Consider the following 20,877-nt stretch of genomic DNA (forward strand, 5'->3'; position numbering starts at 1 on the left):
ACGGTTACCTTGTTACGACTTCACCCCAGTTATGAATCATAAAGTGGTAAGCATCCTCCTTTTTACAAAGGTTAAATGGCTTACTTCTTTTACAACCCACTCCCATGGTGTGACGGGCGGTGTGTACAAGGCCCGGGAACGTATTCACCGTAGCATTCTGATCTACGATTACTAGCGATTCCGACTTCATAGAGTCGAGTTGCAGACTCTAATCCGAACTAAGATATATTTTGTGAGATCCGCTTACTTTTACAAGGATGCTTCTCTTTGTATATACCATTGTAGCACGTGTGTAGCCCTGGTCGTAAGGGCCATGATGACTTGACGTCGTCCTCACCTTCCTCCGGTTTATCACCGGCAGTCTTCTTTGAGTTCCCAGCCTAGCTGATGGCAACAAAGAATAAGGGTTGCGCTCGTTGCGGGACTTAACCCAACATTTCACAACACGAGCTGACGACAGCCATGCAGCACCTGTCTCATGGTTCCCGAAGGCACTAAAATATCTCTATTAAATTCCATGGATGTCAAGACCAGGTAAGGTTTTTCGCGTTGCATCGAATTAAACCACATGCTCCACCGCTTGTGCGGGCCCCCGTCAATTCATTTGAGTTTTAACCTTGCGGTCGTACTCCCCAGGCGGTCGACTTAACGCGTTAGCTACGAAAGCTATAAGTCAAGCTTACAACCTTCAAGTCGACATCGTTTACGGCATGGACTACCAGGGTATCTAATCCTGTTTGCTCCCCATGCTTTCGCACCTGAGCGTCAGTATTCGTCCAGGGGGTCGCCTTCGCCACTGGTATTCCTCCAGATATCTACGCATTTCACCGCTACACCTAGAATTCTACCCCCCTCTACGAAACTCAAGTTAATTAGTTTCAAATGCAGTTCCTAAGTTAAGCTTAGGGATTTCACACCTGACTTAATTAACCGCCTACGTGCTCTTTACGCCCAGTAATTCCGATTAACGCTAGCACCCTCCGTATTACCGCGGCTGCTGGCACGGAGTTAGCCGGTGCTTCTTTTACAAGTAACGTCAGTAATAAAATGTATTAAATCTTATTATTTCTTTCTTGTTGAAAGTACTTTACAACCCGAAGGCCTTCTTCATACACGCGGCATAGCTGCATCAGGCTTTCGCCCATTGTGCAATATTCCCCACTGCTGCCTCCCGTAGGAGTCTGGACCGTGTCTCAGTTCCAGTGTGGCTGATTGTCCTCTCAGACCAGCTAGGGATCGTTGCCTAGGTAGGCTTTTACTCTACCTACTAGCTAATCCCATCTGGGTTCATCTAATGGTATAAGGTTCCATATAAAATATATAAAATCCCCTACTTTGGTCTTTTACAAGACATTATGAGGTATTAGCTATCGTTTCCAATAGTTATCCCTCTCCATAAGGCAGATCCCCAGATATTACTCACCCGTCCGCCGCTTGCCGACAATAAAAAAAATAAAACCTTCTCTTATTTCGTTGCCGCTCGACTTGCATGTGTTAGGCTTGCCGCCAGCGTTCAATCTGAGCCATGATCAAACTCTTCAATTTTATATAAATAATTCAACAAAATAAATTTATAAATTTTTTTATAAACAAATCTATAAATTAACGCTCTCTTAAAAAGAGAGCCCTTAAAAGTTTTTTATAAATTTTTAAAGAACTACAAAATTAATAATAATTATATTACATCTATTAAATAAATAGTCAAGTATTTTATTTTAACTTTTTATAGAAAAAAATCTTATGTTTCCAATTTTTTAAAAATGTGAAAATTCATTTTTAAAAAAATATTTTTAATTTTACTTATATTTCTATTTATTTTCGTATAATACACAATATTTTTTTTTGTATCTGATAAATTTTTATTATATTGAATTATTTGTTTAAATTTATAAATAATATATTGTTTAGCATCTAAAAAAATTATATTTTTAGGAAAAACAATTTTTAATTCATTTATAATTAATGAAAAATGAGTACAACCTAATATTATTGTATCAGGGAATATTTTTAATTTATACCAAGAAAAAAAAATTTTTTTTATTTCACTTAATATAATTTCATATCCTAATAATTTTTGTTCTGCTAAAAAAACTAATTTAGGAGATGATATAATTTTTATTATATATTTTTTTTTTAATAAATTTATTTTATTTTGTATTTTATAATTTTGTAGTGTAGTATTTGTAGCTAAAAAACCAATCACTTTATTATTTGTTTTTCTAATAGCTAAATCAATTACAGGAGTTACCCCAATAATAGGAAAACTAAAATATTTTTTTAATTCAGGTAAACTTGTAATACTAGCTGTATTACAAGCTATAATAACTAGTGAAATATCATGATATAATGAAATTTTTTGTAAAATTTTAATTAAACGTTGCAAAATAAAATTCTTTGATTTATTTCCATATGGAAAATATTTATTATCTAATAAATAAATAAAATTTATATTTAAAAAAATATTTTTAATATAATTATATATTGTAATACCACCTAATCCCGAGTCAAAAATAAAAATAGTAGTTTGTGATGTTAAAAAATTTTTTGTCATAAAAATCCTAATTTATTATATTTTATATATTAAAATATTTAATTTTAAATATTAAATAATATAAAATATTTATTTTAACAAATAATTTTTTTAAAAAATATCTAAATTAAATTTATAGAATAAAATTATGAAAAAATTAATCTATTTAGACTATGCGTCTACGACACCTGTTGATCAACAAGTATTAAAAGAAATGAAAAATTATTTTACTATAAAAGGAACATTTGGGAATCCTTCTTCTTCTTTACATCCATTTGGTATAAATGCAAAAAATGCTATTGAAAATGCTAGAATAAATATATCTAATATTATTGGTAGTAAAAAAGAAGAAATAATTTTTACTTCTAGTGCAACAGAATCTATTAATTTAGCAATTAAAGGGATAGCATTTAATTATTTAAATTTTAAAAATAAAAATATTATTACAAGTTTAATGGAACATCAAGCTGTATTAGAAACTTGTAATTTTATAAAAAGATTAGGTATAAAAATTATATATATTAAAAATTCTCATATAGGAAAAATTAATGTAAATACATTAGAAAAAAAAATTACAAATGGAACAATATTAGTGTCAATAATGCATATTAATAATGAAATAGGTATTATTAATGATATAAACCAAATTGGTTATATTTGTAAAAAAAAAAATATATTTTTTCATGTGGATGCTACACAAAGTGTAGGTAAATATTTATTTAATTTAAAAAATATGAATATTGATTTATTATCATTTTCAGCTCATAAATTTTATGGTCCTAAAGGTATAGGTGTTTTATATATAAAAAATAATAAAAAAAAAATAAATTTATTACCATTAATACATGGTGGGGGACAAGAAAACGGTTTAAGATCAGGAACTTTAGCTATACACCAAATTATTGGTATGTCTACTGCATTAAAAATTTCTAATTCTATAATAAAACAGGAAAAAAAAAGAATAACATTTTTAAAAAAAAAATTATGGAATGGAATAAAAAATATTCCAGGTATATATTTAAATGGTAATTTTAAAAATAGTTCTCCCTATATAATAAATATAGGTTTTAAAAATATTTTTAACAAAATTCTTATATTAGAAATGAAAAATATTGCAATATCTACTTCTTCTGCATGTAATTCAAATAAATACCATTTATCTTATGTATTAAAATCTTTAGGATTAAATGATAAATTAATCCAAAGTTCTATTCGTATTTCTTTTGGTAAATTTACTACTGAAAAGGAAATAGATTATACAGTTGAAAAATTTAACCTTATTATTAATAAAATTAGAAAAAAATATTAATAAATATAAGTTATAATTATTATATTTTTTATAAATTTTAAATAATATGTACAGAAGTTGTATTTGTAGTCCCACTAGGTACTAAAGCTCCAGAAACCATTACAATAACATCTCCTTTTACTGCATATTTACTAGATAATGCTACTTTTTTACCTATTATATAAAAATCATCTGTAGATGATATCTTATCAACTAATTTAGGTATTATTCCTTTACTTAAAATTAAATGTTTTACTGTTCTTTTATTTGTAGTTAAAGCTAAAATTATTGATTTAGGAAAATATTTTCTAATAGCTTTAGCGGATTTACCTAATTGAGTAGCTACAATTATTAAAGGAGCTTTTAATTTTTCTGCTATTTCGACTGCACTACGACATACAGCATCTGTAATACTCATATCATTATTATGATAATAATCAATTCTATTAGTCATAGTAATATCTGTTCTTTCACAAATTGTAGACATAATAGATACAGATTCTAATGGATATTGTCCTTTAGCACTCTCTCCAGATAACATTACAGCATCAGTTCCATCTAAAATAGCATTTGCTACGTCACCTGCTTCTGCTCTAGTCGGTCTAGGATTTTTCATCATAGAATCTAACATTTGTGTTGCTGTTATAACTATTTTACCTAAAAAATTACATTTTTTTATAATCATTTTTTGAGCAAAAATTACATTTTCTACAGGAATTTCTACTCCTAAATCTCCTCTTGCAACCATTATTCCATCAGAAACATTTAATATTTCATCAAAATTATTTAATCCCTCTTGATTTTCAATTTTAGCTATAATTTGAATATTAGTACCATTATGTTTTTTTAAAAATTTTCTTATTTCTAATATATCTTGTTTTTTACGAATAAAAGAAGCTGCAATATAATCTATTTCGTTTTGACACGCAAAAATCAAATCATATTTATCTTTTTCAGATAAAGAAGGTAAATTAATAGATATTCCAGGTAAATTAATACTTTTATTTTCTGATAATTTTCCATTATTTAATATTTTACATATAATATTATTATTAATTATTTTCATTACTTTCATCGCAATTAAACCATCATCTATTAATATTTTATTACCAACTCTTAAATCTTGGATTAAATAAGGATATGTAATTGCAACACACTTATTATTACCAATAATTGTTTGGTTTGTTGTTAATGTAAAAATTTTCCCAGATTCTAAATATACATCTTTTCCCTTATATAACTTCATAGTACGTATTTCAGGCCCTTTTGTATCTAATAAAATTGCTGCATGTATACCTGTTTCTTTAATTATATTTTTTAATTTATTTATTCTTTTTTTATGATCATTATGAGTACCATGTGAAAAATTTAATCTAGCAACATTCATACCTAATTTTAAAAATTGAGATAAAATATATGTAGATTCTGAACTAGGCCCTATAGTACATACTATTTTTGTTTTTTTCATAAAATTTATATTTCCTGGATATATTTAATTAAATATTATAAATTTTAAAAAAATTAAATTTAATTTATATAATAAAAAATTTATTCTATAAAATAATTTTATTTACATTTATTTATGTATTAATTTTTTTAATTTATTTTTAATATTTTCTATAATAATATTTATACTTTCTGATCTAGAAGTGGTTAAATATTTATCAAAAGATAAATTTTTAAAACAAGTTTTAATATTAAAATTAATTATTTCATCATAATTTTTTTTATTATAAAAAATAAAAATCATTGTTAATAATCCTTTAATAATAGAAGAATCACTATCACCTTTAAATTTTATATTATTATTAGAATCAATTTCGAGGAATACCCAAACTCTACTTTGGCATCCTGGTATAAAATTTTCTAAAGAATGTTTTTTTTTTGATAAAATAGGAATCTGATTACCCAATTCTATTAGATAGAGATATTTTTCTTCCCAATTATTACAATTTAAAAAATTACTTTCAATTTCATTTCGACTTGGTAAAGTATATGACATATGTTATTATTTATTTAATAAATTTTTTATATATATTAATCTATCTATAAAATAATCAATATCATTTTTATCATTATAAATAGAAAAAGAAATTCTACACATAGATTTTACTTTATAAAATTTCATAACAGGAATAGAACAATGATGACCAGTACGTATAGCAATACCATATTGATCTAAAAAACTACCTATATCATAAGAATGATAATTAGCTAAATTAAATGCGACTATACCAATTCTATTGGTATCAGGATATTTTTTTCCAAAAATTTTGATATCTAAAATAGAATTAAATTTTTTTAAAACATATTTTGTTAAATATTGATTATGTTTAATAATATCATTTATATTAAATGACATAAACCATGATAAAGCAGCACCTAAACCTATAATCCCAGATATATTAGGAGAACCTGCTTCAAATTTCCAAGGTATTCTTTCCCAAATAGGATTATTTTTATATATATCTATAATCATTCCTCCTCCACCTTGCCATGGTGGAATGGATTTCAGTATTTTTTTTATACCATATAAAACACCAATTCCAGTAGGACCAAAAATTTTATGGCCTGAAAATACAAAAAAATCACAACCTAATTTTCGAACATCAATTTTTTGTATTGAAACTGCTTGAGCACCATCAACTAAGGTAGTAATATTTTTTTTTTTAGCTATTTTAATTATAGTTTTAATCGGATTAATAGTTCCTAAAACATTAGAAATATATGTAATCGATATTAAACAAGTATTTTTATCAATTAACTCATTAATTTTATATAATTTTAAATTTCCATTATTATCTAACGGTATAATACGAATATTAAATCCTATTTTTTGAGATAATATTTTCCATGGAATAATATTCGAATGATGTTCCATTTCAGATATAATAATATTATTATGTGATAAAATATTTTTTATACCCCAAGTATTAGCAATTAAATTAATACTTTCTGTAGTACTTTTGGTAAAAATTATTTCTTCTTTATATTTTGCATTAATAAAATAAGCTATTTGGATACGTACTTGTTCCATTTTTTTAGTTGCGTTTGTACTTAAACTATAAATACCTCTATTAACTGAAGAATATTCATTCTCATAAAAATTACTTAATGAAGAAATTACTTTTTTTGGTTTATGTACAGTAGCCGCATTATCCAAATAAATAAGTTTATTTCCATTAATTTTTTTTGAAAAAATAGGGAATTGTTTTCTAATATTTTTTATATTAAAACTCATTTAAAAAATTCTCTACTGATAAATAACAAGATATTTTTTGTAAGATTTTATTTTTTATGATACTATTATTAATTTCATTTACAGAATCTAATATAAAAGATATAAGTAAAATACTATATGATTTTTTAAAACTTATACCTCTAGTTCTTAAAAAAAAAATTTGATTATGATCTATTTTACCTGTAAATACACTATGAGTACATTTTACATTATCATTTAAAATATCCAAACCAGGTTGAATGTTTATTCTAGATAATTTATTTAATAATAAACAACTATAATTTAGTTTTCCATTAGTTTTAATGGCATATTTATTAATTTTTAATAATCCTATTAAATTTATTATTGATTGATTTAAAGTAATTGCTTTATGTAATTGTACACTACAAGAATTTTTTTTATCATGTTCTAAATAATTATTTATATTTATAATATTAGAATTTTTAGAAAATAATAAACTATTATATACTAATTTTGTTTTTTCTCCTAAAAAACGAAAATTATTATTTTGATTAATATATTTATTTGACATCAATACATCATATTTTTTATAAAAAACATTACTATATAAAATAAATTCATTATTAATAGAACAAAAATTATTATTATTATTATTATTATGATTAGTAATAAAAGTATAATGTTCTAATTTAGAATTATTTTTTATAATAAAAGTATTATAAATATTATTGATATATGATTTATCTGTATTTATATGATGTTCTATTATAGTAGAAAAAGTATTTTTTATATAAATAAAATTTCTATAATTAAATATGGCAATTTCATTTTTTTTATTTTTATCATTAAAATATACTATATATAATGGTTTTTTAACCTTAATATTTTTTACATGATTAATATTAATTAATATATTTTTTTTAGTAAAAGCTTCAGATAAATAATGATAAATATTTTTTTTAAAAAAACTACTATTACTAATAGTATGATCAATATCAATTTTATAATATTTATTATTTATATTACTAAAATTTTTATCTATTTTACCATTAATAAAAAATAAAGTAATTGCATCTATCGGAAATAATAATTTTAATAATCTATTATTATTAATAGGTAATGATTCAGAATTAATTAATAAATTATTATTTAAATATTTAAATAATAATTTTTGATTATCATATAATAATTCTTTTTTTAAACAATTTTTTAATTTATATAAATCTATTTTTGATTTATTAGAATAAAAATATTTTTTATTTAATTTGTAAAGATTTTTCAATTTATTATATATATTATCTTTCATTAAGATACCCATATCCATATTGATCTAAATCAGAAAGAATATTCATATTTCCTGATCTTATAATATTTTTATTATATAAAACATGAATATAATCAGGATTGATATAATCAAGAATACGACGATAATGTGTAATAATTAAGAATGATCTATCTGGATTTTTCATAAAATTAATTACTTTAGATACTAATTTTAAAGCATCGATATCTAATCCAGAATCAATTTCATCTAAAATACAAAAGTCAGGTTCTAATACGAACATTTGTAGTATATCATTAATTTTTTTTTCTCCTCCAGAAAAACCAACATTTACAAACCGTTGTAAAAAATCTTTTTTTTTCCCTAAAATTTTTATTTTTTCATCTATAATTTTATTGTAAGTAAATCTATCTAATATATTATTTTCCCTATATTTTTTTATTGCTTTTAAAGCATTAAATAAAAATATATTATTAGTAACTCCAGGTATTTCAATAGGATACTGGAAAGAAACAAAAATACCTTCCCTTGCTCTAATTTCTGGTTTTAAATGTAATAATTTTTTTTTTTTAAAAAAAATTTCTCCTTTAGTAATAATATATTCTTTTTTACCAGATATTACATATGATAATGTACTTTTTCCAGAACCATTAGGGCCCATAATAGCATGAATTTCTCCTGGATTTATAGACAAATTAAATTCATTTAAAATAATTTTATTATTTATATTAACACATAAATTTTTAATTTTTAACATAGTTTTTAAATTATTATTACTAAGTATATTATTTTATCCTATACTATCATCTAAATGAATAGATAATAATTTTTGTGCTTCAACCGCAAATTCTAAAGGAAATTTTACAAAAATTTCTCGACAAAATCCATTAATAATAAGAGATATAGCATCTTCCATATTTAATCCTCTTTGCAAACAAAAGAAAATTTGATCTTCTTCTATCTTAGAAGTAGAAGCTTCATGTTCAACTTGTGAAGTATTATTTAATATTTTTAAATTAGGATATGTATGTGTACTACATTGAGAACCAATTAAAATTGAATCACATTGAGTAAAATTACGAGAATATTTGGCATATTTATTAATATGAACTAATCCACGATAAGTATTTTTACTTTTTTCTGTAGAAATACTTTTAGAAATAATTGTTGATTTTGTATTTTTACCTATATGTATCATTTTAGTTCCAGTATCTGCTTGTTGATTACCATTAGTTAATGAAACAGAAAAAAATTCTCCGACTGAATTATCTCCTTTTAAAATAACACTAGGATATTTCCAAGTAATAGCTGCACCTGTTTCAGATTGTGTCCAAGACATTATACTATTTTCTCCATAACATATTGCTCTTTTAGTTACAAAATTTAAAATACCTCCTTTACTATTTTTAGTACCTGAAAACCAATTTTGTACAGTTGAATAATTCACTTGTGCATTTTTATGTAAAATTACCTCAACTACAGCAGCATGTAATTGAGAATTATTTCTAATTGGAGCAGAACAACCTTCTATATAATTTACATAACTATTTTCATCAGCAACTAAAATAGTACGTTCAAATTGACCAATATTTTTTTGATTAATTCTAAAATAAGTAGATAAATCTATAGGACATTTTGTATTTTTTGGAATATAAATAAATGTACCATCAGAAATTACAGCTGCATTTAATGATGCAAAAAAATTATCATCAGCAGGAACTACAAAACCTAAATATTTTTGAACTAATTTAGGATAATGTTTAATAGCATAATTTAATGAACAAAAAATTATTCCTTTTTCTAAAAGTTTTTTTTGATTAGTTGTAATAACTGAAACAGAATCAAAAATAGCATCAATTGCTATATTTGAATTATCTTTAATAGGAAGTTTTAATTTATGAAAAGTTTTTTTAACTTCAGATGTAAAATATTTATTTTTTATATTATTATTCAATATAGGATATTTAGGAGCTGAATAATAAATATATTTTTGATAATTTAGTTTTTTATAATATCCATTTAACCAATGAGGTTCTGTTTTATTTATCCAAGAATTATATCCTTTTAATCTAAATTCTAACATCCATTGCGGTTCATTACGAATTTTAGAAATTTCATATATAATATCCATATTAATACCTGGAATAAATTTGTTATTTTTTAATTTAGTAAAAAATCCTTCTTTATATATATTTTTTTTTTTAAAATATTTAGAATTAATATTCATTTTATTTATTCTTTTTTTACTTAAAGGTAAAACTTTTTTTACATCCACAAAATTGTTTAATTTTACTATTATAAAATTGAAAAGATTGATAAAAATTATCTTTTATAAAATCAATAATAGTACCATCTATAAAAATAAGATCTTTATTATTAATAAAGATCGATATTGTATCTTTTTGAAAGATAATGTCATTATTTAATAATTTATCTAATAATAGAATATTATATTTTAATCCAAAACAACCAGATTTTTTTAAAAATAATTTTATTCCTTTACTGTTATTTTTTTTAATTATTTTATTAATTTGTAATAATGCTTTTTGTGTTATATACAAACCTTTATAATTATTTTTTGTACATGTTAAATGAATTAAATTTTTGTTTTTTCTCATAATAAAACCTATAAATACTATTTATCTTAATTTAAAAAAAATTTAATAAGTTAAAACATAAAAAATTATCTTTTTTAATAAAGAAGATAATACACATAAAATTAATATAAAAATATGTTTAACATAATATTTAAATAATTATTTATAATTTAACATTATAAATTATAATTATTTTATTATATTTTTTAAAGAAAAATCTTTTGCCCCAAAACCTAATAAAAATAATATTAAAATATATAACATAAAAATTAAAAAACAAATACTTAATAAATAAAGAATACGTGTTTTGAAAGGAGATAAAATTAACCATTTTTCAGGTAAATTATTAGAAATAAATAATAAAATAATACTTAAAATTATTGTAACTACTAAAATACGAAATAAAAAATATAACCAACCCTTTTCGGGTTTATATAATTTTTTTTTAACTAGTGTTTTATATAAAAAAATTACATTTAAAAAAGCAGCAACACATACAGATATTGAAAATCCTATATGATGTAGAAAAAAAATAAATATAGGACTTATACATTGAGTAATAATTAATACAAATATATTAATTTGGACTGGCGTTCTTACATCTTGTCTTGCATAAAATGCTATTGCTAAAACTTTTGCAATTATTAAAAATAATAATCCGATAGAATATATAATAATATTTTCTTGAGTCATTAATACATCAAAATAATTAAATGCTCCATATTGAAATAGTGAAATTAATAATAATTTTGATAAAAACCCTAAAATTAATGAACTAGGTACTATTAATAAAAAACATAAACGTAAACCTATATCTATTAATTGATTATATTCATTTTCTTTATTTTGATTAAAAGCATCAGTTAAAGCAGGTAATAATACTATTGTTAGTGCTATACCAAACATACCAATAGGTAATTCCATAAGACGATCAGAATAATAAATCCAAGTAATTGATCCTGTAATTAAAAAAGAAGAAAAAGCAGAATTAATTAATAAAGATATTTGTGTTGCTGCTACTCCAATAATTGCGGTACACATTTTTTTTAAAACTCTTAATACTCCTTTATCAAAATTTTTAAAACTTGGAAATATTAACATATTTATCTTTTTAAGATAAATTAATTGATAAAAAATTTGTGATATTCCCCCAATTAATACAGCCCAAGCTAAAATTAATATTGATGGTTCTAAAAGATTAGGAAAAATGACAATCAATAATATCATACTTACATTTAACAGAATAGGAGTTATTGCTGGTACAAAAAAATTTTTCCAAATATTTAAAATAGAACTAGCTAATGATGATAATGAAATTAATAAAATATATGGAAAAGTCATTTTTAAAATTTTTGATGTAAGTTTTAATTTAAAATCTGTATTTACGAAACCAGGTGCAATAATAGAAATAATAAAAGAAGAAAATAATATACCTAATATTACTATTATAGATAGTATGATTATTAATATTCCTAATGTAGAAGCAATAAAATTTTTTGTTTTTTTATCACTTTTTTTATTTTTATATTCTGCTAATATAGGTGTAAAAGCTTGAGAAAAAGCTCCCTCTGCAAATATACGTCTTAATAAATTAGGTAATTTAAATGCTATAAAAAATGAATCACTATACATACCAGCACCGAAAACTTTTGCAATAAGACTATCTCTAATAAAACCTAATAATCTAGAAAACAATGTAATTATACTAACTGTCGTTAATGACTTTAATAAATTCATATAATTCCTAAAAATAATAGTTTATTATATAAATAAATTATTTTAATAAAAAATTCAATATAATAAATTATTTTCTTTTATAAGAATAGTTTTTAACTGTTATTTTTTATTAAAATATTTAAATTTGAATTTAAAAAAAAAGAAAAATATTTATGAATATAAAAGAAATATCTAGAGCAACATTACCTACAAAATGGGGTAAATTTATTATTATAGGTTTTAAAGAAATAAATACAGGCAATAATCATATTGCTTTAGTAAAAGGTTTAAAAAATATAGACAAAAATTCAATTATATTAACAAGAATACATTCAGAATGTTTAACTGGAGATGCATTTTATAGTTTACGTTGTGATTGTGGTTTACAATTACAATTATCTTTAAATAAAATTTCTCAGGAATCTTGTGGAATATTAATATATCATAGACAAGAAGGAAGAAATATTGGAATTTTAAATAAAATTAAAGCTTATAATTTACAAGATGAAGGATTAGATACTGTAGAAGCAAATTATAAATTAGGATTTAGTGCAGATGAAAGAAATTTTCTTTCTTGTATAAATATATTAAAAATTTTAGGTATTAAAAATATTAAATTATTAACAAATAATCCTTATAAAATTAAAATTTTAAAAAAATATGGAATAAATATTATAGATAGAATACCATTAATTATAAATTATAATATTTATAATTTTAAATATTTAAATACCAAATATTTAAAATTAAAACATTTATTATTTTTATAATATTTTATGTTTTTATATTAAAATGACTTTTAACATATTTAAGTAATTTTTTTAAAGTTAAATTTTTTTTATTACAAGAATTTTTTTCTAAAAGTTTTTGAATTTTATATATATAATTTTGAAGAAATTTTTGATTAAATATATTTTTTTGATATATATTCCATGTTTTTTGTTCTATTATATTTAATTCCATAGGAAAGTTTCTTGCTTTATATTTAAATAATAAAATATTAGCTCTTTTATCTTTAAAAGATATTTTATTTAAAAAATTAAATTTTTTATTATGTATTTTTTTAAATTTTAAAAGATCTTCATTAGAAAAAAAATTATGATATAATTGTTTATCAACATTATAAATATTGGTTTCAATATATTTTGTAGTAAAATAAAATATAAAATTTTCTATAATTTTTTTTATTTTTAAAAAATTTTTTTGTAATAAAATAAAATTATTTATATAAAATAAATTATTAAATTTTAAACGATTAAAATCTGTTTGTTTCAGAAAATTAAATGGTAATAATAAAGGAACTTTATTTAAGTTAATAAACTGTATATATGAAAAAATATATTTTTGATATAATTGGTTTTTTTTTTTAAAAATATGTAAAAAATAATTTACATTTTTTATTAAATTAAAAGTAACTAATATATTTTTATTTTGTGGATGCCAAAATAATGGAGTTATACAATTTATATTATTATCTTTATTTTTATAAAGATTACTAATATGAATTAAAATTTGAATTTTTGATAAATTTATAATTTTTATTAATTCTTTTTTACATCTATATTTAAAAAAATATTTAAATAATAATGGTTGTTTATTTTTAATTAATTTTGTAATAGATATTGTAGTATATACATCAGATAATGCATCATGAACTTTATTTGATAATATATGATTTAATTTCGCTATCTTTTCAAGATTAAAAATAGGAATTTTATTCATTTTAGGCCAAAAAATTCCATTAGGTCTTAATACGTAACATGCTCTAACTAAATTAAGTATATCCCATCTACTATTATTATTTTTCCAAAACCAACTATATGGATCATAAAAATTTCGATAAAATAGAAATTTACTAAATTCATCATCAAAAGAAAGATTGTTATATCCAACAATACAAGTATTAGGATGTAAAAATATATCATGAATGTAATTTGCAAATGTATTTTCTTGGAATCCTTTTAAATTTACCATATATGGATTTATATGATGTATTATAATTGATTTTGGGTCAGGTAAATAATCACTAGGTAATTTACAGTAAAGAACTACAGGTTTATGAATAATATTCAAATTAATATCAGTTCGTATACAAGCAAACTGGGCAATTCTATCTTTTTTAGGATTTAAACCAAAAGTTTCATAATCATAAAATAAAAAATTAAATTTTAATTTTTTTTTCTTTAACATAGTATATAATACTATTATATTATTAATATTTTTACAATAATTATTAATTAATTATGGTGAGATGGCCGAGTGGTTGAAGGCGCATGCCTGGAAAGCATGTATATGGAAGCATATCAGGGGTTCGAATCCCCTTCTCACCGAAAATAAATTATATATATTAACTATTTTAAAATATGATATCAAAATATTATGTTTGATATAAATTTAACTAAAATAATGTATAAATACGGTTATTTTATAGTATTATTAAGTTCTTTAATTGAATGGGAAACATTTATTATTATTGCTGGTATGTTAGCTCATAAAAAAATTTTAAATTTAAATAATATTATAATTATTACTATTATTTGTTCTGTTTTAAGTAATCAAATATTATTTTTTATAGGTAAAAAATACAGTAAAAATTTTTTATCTTTTTTTAAAAATTATAATTTAAAAATTAAAAAATATCGTATTTTTTTTAAAAAATATCCTTATTTTTTTATTATTATAACAAGATTTATTTATGGATTCAGATTAATAATACCAATAACAATGGGTATCGCTAATATTTCTAATATTAAATTTTTTTTCTTAAATATTATTGGAGCTTTTATTTGGACTATTTTTTTTACTGTTTCTGGATATTTTTTTGGTGAAATTATATCTAAATGGATAAAAGATACTACTAAAATTATTAAATATTTCTTATTTGTTTTTTTATTATTAATAATAATTTTTTTTTTATTCAAAATTATAAAAAAAAAAATTAACTATTTAAAATAGTATTATACAATATAATTTGTAATTAACTTTATTAAAAGTTCGGGATATAATCCTAATATAATTGTTATAATTGCAAATAATAATAATAAATTTTTTATAAAAAAATAATAGTTATTTTTTTTTGTTTTAGTAAGATAAAAATCTTTATTTATTTTAGATGGTTTTAAATATAAACTTATAATTATATTTAAATAATAATATATTCCCATAGAACTTCCGAATATAACTATATAAGTTAAATACCACATTTTCATTTTTATACTTAAAGCTATTAAATAAAATTTTGAAATAAATCCTATAGTAAAAGGAATTCCAGCTAAAGATAACAACATTATAGTTAAAATAAAAGTTAAAATTGGATCATACCAAAATAAACCACGATAATAATATAATTTATCTATATTTATTTCATTAACATTTAAACTAGAAAATATACTCATTACACCTAAAATACCTAAATTATTTATCAGATATCCAAAAATATATATTGACATCATTTCTAGTGAAAAAATATGTGTTTCATATTTTTGATTATAAATTAACATTATAAACATATACCCTATATGTGCTATAGATGAATATGCTAGTAAACGTTTAATATTATTTTTAGCTGTAATACCCATAATATTACCAAATAATATTGATAATATTGATAATAAAATTAGTATTTGTAGTACAAAAGATTGCATATAATGCATATATGCAAAATTAATTAAAAATTTAAACAAAAATACAAAAATTGATATTTTGCTAAATGTAGATAAAAATAATGTAATAATTATTGGTGATCCTTGATAAACATCTGGAGTCCATAAATGAAATGGAAATATTGATAATTTAAATCCTAAACTGATTATTATTAATAATAAACCAATTATTGTTAAATAATTTATGGAAAAAAAATTATGAATTATATCATTATTTAATAAATTAACAAAATGTAAGCTACCATTATCTAAATATATAAAAGATATTCCTAATATTAAAAATGATGATACTAACATAGAAAGTATTGTATACTTAATACTAGCTTCTAATGCATATTTTAATTTTAAATTATAAAATATTAAACCAAAAATAGGTATAGATATTAATTCAATACCAATTAACATTGATATTAAATTATTAGCATCTAATAATACTAAATTTCCTATAGATGAGATCATAATTAATAAATAGAATTCATCTTTATTATATCGAATAATAGACAACCATTTATAAGCTAGTAAACATACTATTATATTATTCAATAATAATATAATTTTATAAAAAATTGAATATTTATCTTGTAAAAATAAATTATTTATAAAAAAATTATTATTTTTTATATAAAAAAAAGATATTATTGTAAATACAAATCCAATAATTGTAATAATTAAACTTGTTATATTATCACGTTTTATTGTTACTTTAATTAATAAAAATATTAATGATATAATAATAATAATTAAAGGTATTAATGGTATTAGTAATTTGGTCATAAAATATTCTATTTTATTTAAAAATTTATTAAAAATAATATATACACTTGATTAATAATTCATCATTATAATTCTATTATATATATTATTAATAGTATTATTTGATATATTTAAAATAAATTGTGGATAAAAACCTAAAATTATTAACAATATTAATAATATGAATAAAATAATTTTTTCTCTTAAAAACATATTTTTTTTTAAAATATTTATTTTAGTTTTAGAACCATAAAAAATTTTTTGTATCATATTTAATGAATAAATACTAGAAAATAATAAACTAAAAGTAGTAATACATGCATAAATAGGATATTTATAAAATATTCCTAATAAAATTAAAAATTCTCCTATAAAATTTCCTGTACCAGGAATACCGATACTAGCTAGAGCAAAAAAAATAAAAAAACCTGGTAATGTATTTATATTATTCCATATTCCACCCATTAATTTTATATTACGTGTTTTTAATTTTTCATATAGCTGCCCACAAAGAATAAATTGTGCAGAAGCAGAAATACCATGTGATATTATTTGTATAATTACACCTTGATAAGCTAGTTTATTAAAACTATAGATCCCGATTAAAATATATCCCATATGGGATATGGATGTATATGCTATAATTTTTTTTATATCATTTTGAATATAAGCCATCCATGATCCATAAAAAATACTAAATATTCCTAATAATATTGCAATAAATGAAAATTTTAAAGATGATATAGGAAATAATGGTAATGTAAATCTTAATAAACCATAAGCAGCTGTTTTGAGTAAAATACCTGCTAAATCGACAGATCCTGCTGTTGGAGCCTGACTATGTGTATTAGGCAACCATCCATGAAATGGAATAATAGGCATTTTAACTGCAAATGCGATAAAAAAAGATAACATTAATAAAAATTCTGTCTTTAAATCTAAATGATTATTTAATAAAGCATTATATTCAAAAGTTAATACACCAGTAGATTTATAATGAGCAAAAACTAAAGTTAGAATTCCACATAACATTAATAAACCACTAGATTGTGTATAAATAAAAAATTTAGTTGCTGCTTTAATACGACTATTTCCTTTAATATCTTTATGTCCCCATAAAGATATTAAAAAATACATAGGTAATAACATTATTTCCCAAAATAAAAAAAATAAAAACATATCTACAGATAAAAATACACCAATAACACTACTTAAAACCCATAATAAATTTAAATGAAAAAAACCATGGAGTTTTTTAATTTCATTCCAAGAGCATATTACAGCCATTATACCTAATAATCCAGTTAAATTTATCATTATTAATGATAATCCATCTATAGCTAGATGAAAATGTATTCCAAATATTGGAATCCAATTTAATATAAATTCTGACATCCATGTAGGATATAAAAAAAATATATGATTTTTAAAATTATATGTATATAAAATTAATTTAATAATTGATATTATAAAAATAAAACTAATAGAAATTAAAGATATCCAACGAGGAAATTTATAATTTATTTTTTCACTTTGCCAACAAATTAAACCACTAAAAAAAGGAATTAATATAAACCAGGGTAATAACATAAAATTTCCTAATTATATTCTTATTATTTAATATATAAAAATTAAATTTATTATATAAAATAATATTGATTATTGATAAATATTGTTAAATATACTAAAATTATTATTGTTCCTATATATATAGATAATATATACCAACTAATACGTCCATTTTCACTTATTAATAATAAACATCCTATTTTATTTAAAATATTTATAAATAAATAATCTATTATTTTGGATATAGGATCATTTTTTATTATTAATAAAAATTTTTTAAAAACATTTGTAAATATATTTTTATAAATATAATCTATATAGTAACTATTAAAAAAAAAATTATTTATAAAATAAAAATAATAACAATAATTTTTAAAAATTTTTTTGATTAAAAAATTATTTTTAATATAAAAAATATATAATAAACAACTATTAATTAAAATTAATATAGATGTTATTTCTAAAATAAAATAATTTTTATGATTTAAAATTAATAATTTACTAGGAAATAAAAATTTTTGTTTTATTGGTAAAAATACTACCCCTATATAACTAGATAATATTGTTAATATTATTAACGGAATATTATGTATAAATGTATTATTTTTAATTTTATTAAAGTAAATATTACTTTCACCATAAAAAATTTTATAAACCATACGAATAGTATATAATGAAGTTAAAACACTACCTATAAAACTAATAAAAAAAAGAAACTTATATTTATTTATAAATATTTCATATAATATCTTTTCTTTCGTAAAACTACTCATAGTAATAAAAGGTAATGAAATTAAAGATATTGATCCAAATAAAAAAATATAGTATATAAATGGAAAATACTTTTTCATTCCTCCCATTCTAAGTATATCTTGTTCATTATTACATAAAAATATAATAGAAGCAACACATAAAAAAAGTAATGCTTTAAAAAAAGCATGTGATATTACGTGAAATAAAGAAGCTTTCCATAAATTAACACCTAATGCTAAAAACATATAACCAATTTGACTCATTGTAGAATATGCTAAAATACGTTTAATATTATTTTGTATTAATGCAGAATAACCAGATAGTAATATTGTTATTGAACCGATAATACTACATAAAAAAAGGATATGATTATTCATTAAAAATAAAATGTTATTACGTAAAATTAAATAAATACCAGCGGTAACCATAGTAGCAGCATGAATAAGTGCAGAAACAGGAGTAGGTCCAACCATCGCATCTATCAACCAAGTATTTAATGGAAACTGAGCTGACTTACTTAAAGATCCTATAATAATCATTATAGCTATTATTTTTAAATAAAATGCTTTATAATAAATTAAAGATGATGTAGAAATATTTAATATTTCCGAAAAATTAAAAGTATTAAATATTCTAAATATAAAAAACATTCCAATAATTAAAAAAATATCACTGAAACGAGTTATTAAAAATACTTTTATAGCAGATAATCCATTTAATGGTTTTTTATAAAAAAAACCTATTAATAAATAGGAACATACTCCTACTCCTTCCCAACCAAAGAACATTAAAATAAAATTATCAGCTAAAATAAGTAATGTCATATTAGCAATAAATAAATTAGTATATGCAAAAAATCTAGAATATCCTTCTTTATTTTGCATATACCAAATAGAAAATATATGGATAAAAAATCCTACCCATGTAGTAATAAATAACATAACTAATGACAACATATCTAAATATAGATTAAAATTAATATTAAAAGAATCAATATTTAATATTTCCCATAAAGATTGTTTGTAAAACAATAATTTATTTTGTAAAAAAATATATCCTATTATTAATGTTAATATTGCACTTATACCAATGAAAATAATTCCAATTATTGAAATTTGAGTTTTATTTAAATAATTAGAAAATAATGATAATATTAAGAAACTAATTAATGGCATTAAAATAATTAAAAAAAGAAATTTCATCCATTCATCTCACTAATTGAATCAATATTAATATTATTTTTATAATAATATAATTTTATTAATAAAATTAAACCTATACAAGTTTCTATAGCTGATATACTAATAGATATGATATACATAATTTCTCCTTCTGTTTGTTTCCAGTAATTCCCAGAAACTATACATGATAAAGCAGCAGCATTAATCATTAACTCAGAACAAATTAAAATATATAACATATTATTTCTAATTAATATGCCTGTTAATCCGATAGTAAATATTATAATAATAAATATTAAAATATGATATAGAGGTATCATTTTATATTCTTCTTTATTGTATAA

Annotated in this window: 17 protein-coding genes, 1 tRNA gene and 1 rRNA gene; 4 read left to right on the top strand and 15 right to left on the bottom strand. The window is 20.8% G+C overall.

The window, feature by feature from the left end; translation table 11 throughout:
• Together GJT97_RS01725 and murI are read right to left on the bottom strand one after the other, a co-directional pair.
• Window positions 1-1,545: ribosomal RNA gene (locus GJT97_RS01725) — 16S ribosomal RNA — on the bottom strand.
• Window positions 1,546-1,738: 193 nt separating this feature from the next.
• Window positions 1,739-2,551, bottom strand: a complete 813-nt coding sequence (gene murI / locus GJT97_RS01730) for a glutamate racemase (RefSeq protein ID WP_169767768.1) — start codon at window positions 2,549-2,551, stop codon at window positions 1,739-1,741.
• Between the two features lie 127 nt (window positions 2,552-2,678).
• Here murI and GJT97_RS01735 point away from each other — a divergent pair, with 127 nt between their 5' ends.
• Window positions 2,679-3,839, top strand: a complete 1,161-nt coding sequence (locus GJT97_RS01735) for a cysteine desulfurase family protein (RefSeq protein ID WP_169767769.1) — start codon at window positions 2,679-2,681, stop codon at window positions 3,837-3,839.
• A gap of 37 nt (window positions 3,840-3,876) precedes the next feature.
• Here the strand turns inward: GJT97_RS01735 and pykF are convergent, their stop codons facing one another.
• From pykF to murJ, 8 genes are all read right to left on the bottom strand, one after another.
• Window positions 3,877-5,286, bottom strand: coding sequence for a pyruvate kinase PykF (gene pykF / locus GJT97_RS01740; RefSeq protein WP_169767770.1), 1,410 nt, complete (start codon window positions 5,284-5,286; stop codon window positions 3,877-3,879).
• A gap of 108 nt (window positions 5,287-5,394) precedes the next feature.
• Window positions 5,395-5,820, bottom strand: coding sequence for a SufE family protein (locus tag GJT97_RS01745; RefSeq protein WP_169767771.1), 426 nt, complete (start codon window positions 5,818-5,820; stop codon window positions 5,395-5,397).
• A gap of 6 nt (window positions 5,821-5,826) precedes the next feature.
• On the bottom strand, window positions 5,827-7,059 hold the full coding sequence (locus tag GJT97_RS01750; protein WP_169767772.1) for a SufS family cysteine desulfurase: 1,233 nt from the start codon (window positions 7,057-7,059) through the stop codon (window positions 5,827-5,829).
• Window positions 7,049-8,326 (bottom strand): SufD family Fe-S cluster assembly protein, encoded by a 1,278-nt coding sequence (locus GJT97_RS01755; RefSeq protein WP_169767773.1) that lies wholly within the window; start codon window positions 8,324-8,326, stop codon window positions 7,049-7,051. Before GJT97_RS01755 ends, GJT97_RS01750 begins: the two co-directional genes overlap by 11 nt.
• The gene (gene sufC / locus GJT97_RS01760) at window positions 8,316-9,059 is read right to left on the bottom strand and encodes a Fe-S cluster assembly ATPase SufC (protein ID WP_169767774.1); all 744 of its coding nucleotides are present in this window, start codon (window positions 9,057-9,059) and stop codon (window positions 8,316-8,318) included. The genes GJT97_RS01755 and sufC overlap by 11 nt, the downstream gene beginning before the upstream one ends.
• Window positions 9,060-9,092: 33 nt before the next feature.
• A complete protein-coding gene (gene sufB / locus GJT97_RS01765) occupies window positions 9,093-10,529 on the bottom strand; it encodes a Fe-S cluster assembly protein SufB (protein WP_169767860.1) in 1,437 nt (478 codons plus the stop codon).
• 16 nt (window positions 10,530-10,545) lie between these two features.
• Complete coding sequence (locus GJT97_RS01770; protein WP_169767775.1) at window positions 10,546-10,920, bottom strand: HesB/IscA family protein; 375 nt, start codon at window positions 10,918-10,920, stop codon at window positions 10,546-10,548.
• 168 nt (window positions 10,921-11,088) lie between these two features.
• Window positions 11,089-12,636 carry a murein biosynthesis integral membrane protein MurJ gene (murJ, locus tag GJT97_RS01775; protein ID WP_169767776.1) on the bottom strand — a complete coding sequence of 516 codons (1,548 nt, stop codon included), beginning with the start codon at window positions 12,634-12,636 and terminating at the stop codon, window positions 11,089-11,091.
• Window positions 12,637-12,788: 152 nt separating this feature from the next.
• On the opposite strand from murJ, the gene ribA reads away from it, so the two are divergent.
• Entirely contained in the window at window positions 12,789-13,385 is a 597-nt protein-coding gene (gene ribA / locus GJT97_RS01780) for a GTP cyclohydrolase II (RefSeq protein ID WP_169767777.1), read from the top strand.
• A 4-nt stretch (window positions 13,386-13,389) separates the two neighbouring features.
• Here the strand turns inward: ribA and sbcB are convergent, their stop codons facing one another.
• Complete coding sequence (sbcB, locus tag GJT97_RS01785) at window positions 13,390-14,805, bottom strand: exodeoxyribonuclease I (RefSeq protein ID WP_169767778.1); 1,416 nt, start codon at window positions 14,803-14,805, stop codon at window positions 13,390-13,392.
• A 55-nt stretch (window positions 14,806-14,860) separates the two neighbouring features.
• On the opposite strand from sbcB, the gene GJT97_RS01790 reads away from it, so the two are divergent.
• Window positions 14,861-14,945: transfer RNA gene (locus GJT97_RS01790), tRNA-Ser, on the top strand.
• A gap of 49 nt (window positions 14,946-14,994) precedes the next feature.
• On the top strand, window positions 14,995-15,570 hold the full coding sequence (locus tag GJT97_RS01795) for a DedA family protein (RefSeq protein ID WP_169767779.1): 576 nt from the start codon (window positions 14,995-14,997) through the stop codon (window positions 15,568-15,570).
• Between the two features lie 2 nt (window positions 15,571-15,572).
• Here GJT97_RS01795 and GJT97_RS01800 read toward each other — a convergent pair whose 3' ends face one another.
• From GJT97_RS01800 to nuoK, 4 genes are read right to left on the bottom strand one after another with little or no spacing between them, the layout of a single operon-like run.
• The gene (locus tag GJT97_RS01800) at window positions 15,573-17,051 is read right to left on the bottom strand and encodes an NADH-quinone oxidoreductase subunit N (RefSeq protein ID WP_169767780.1); all 1,479 of its coding nucleotides are present in this window, start codon (window positions 17,049-17,051) and stop codon (window positions 15,573-15,575) included.
• A 51-nt stretch (window positions 17,052-17,102) separates the two neighbouring features.
• Window positions 17,103-18,620, bottom strand: coding sequence for an NADH-quinone oxidoreductase subunit M (nuoM, locus tag GJT97_RS01805; RefSeq protein WP_169767781.1), 1,518 nt, complete (start codon window positions 18,618-18,620; stop codon window positions 17,103-17,105).
• Between the two features lie 50 nt (window positions 18,621-18,670).
• Window positions 18,671-20,554 (bottom strand): NADH-quinone oxidoreductase subunit L, encoded by a 1,884-nt coding sequence (gene nuoL, locus GJT97_RS01810; RefSeq protein ID WP_169767782.1) that lies wholly within the window; start codon window positions 20,552-20,554, stop codon window positions 18,671-18,673.
• Complete coding sequence (gene nuoK / locus GJT97_RS01815; RefSeq protein WP_169767783.1) at window positions 20,551-20,853, bottom strand: NADH-quinone oxidoreductase subunit NuoK; 303 nt, start codon at window positions 20,851-20,853, stop codon at window positions 20,551-20,553. Before nuoK ends, nuoL begins: the two co-directional genes overlap by 4 nt.
• Window positions 20,854-20,877 lie beyond the last annotated feature (24 nt).

This window comes from Enterobacteriaceae endosymbiont of Donacia proxima (assembly GCF_012569285.1).
In the GTDB taxonomy this organism is placed as follows: Bacteria; Pseudomonadota; Gammaproteobacteria; order Enterobacterales; family Enterobacteriaceae.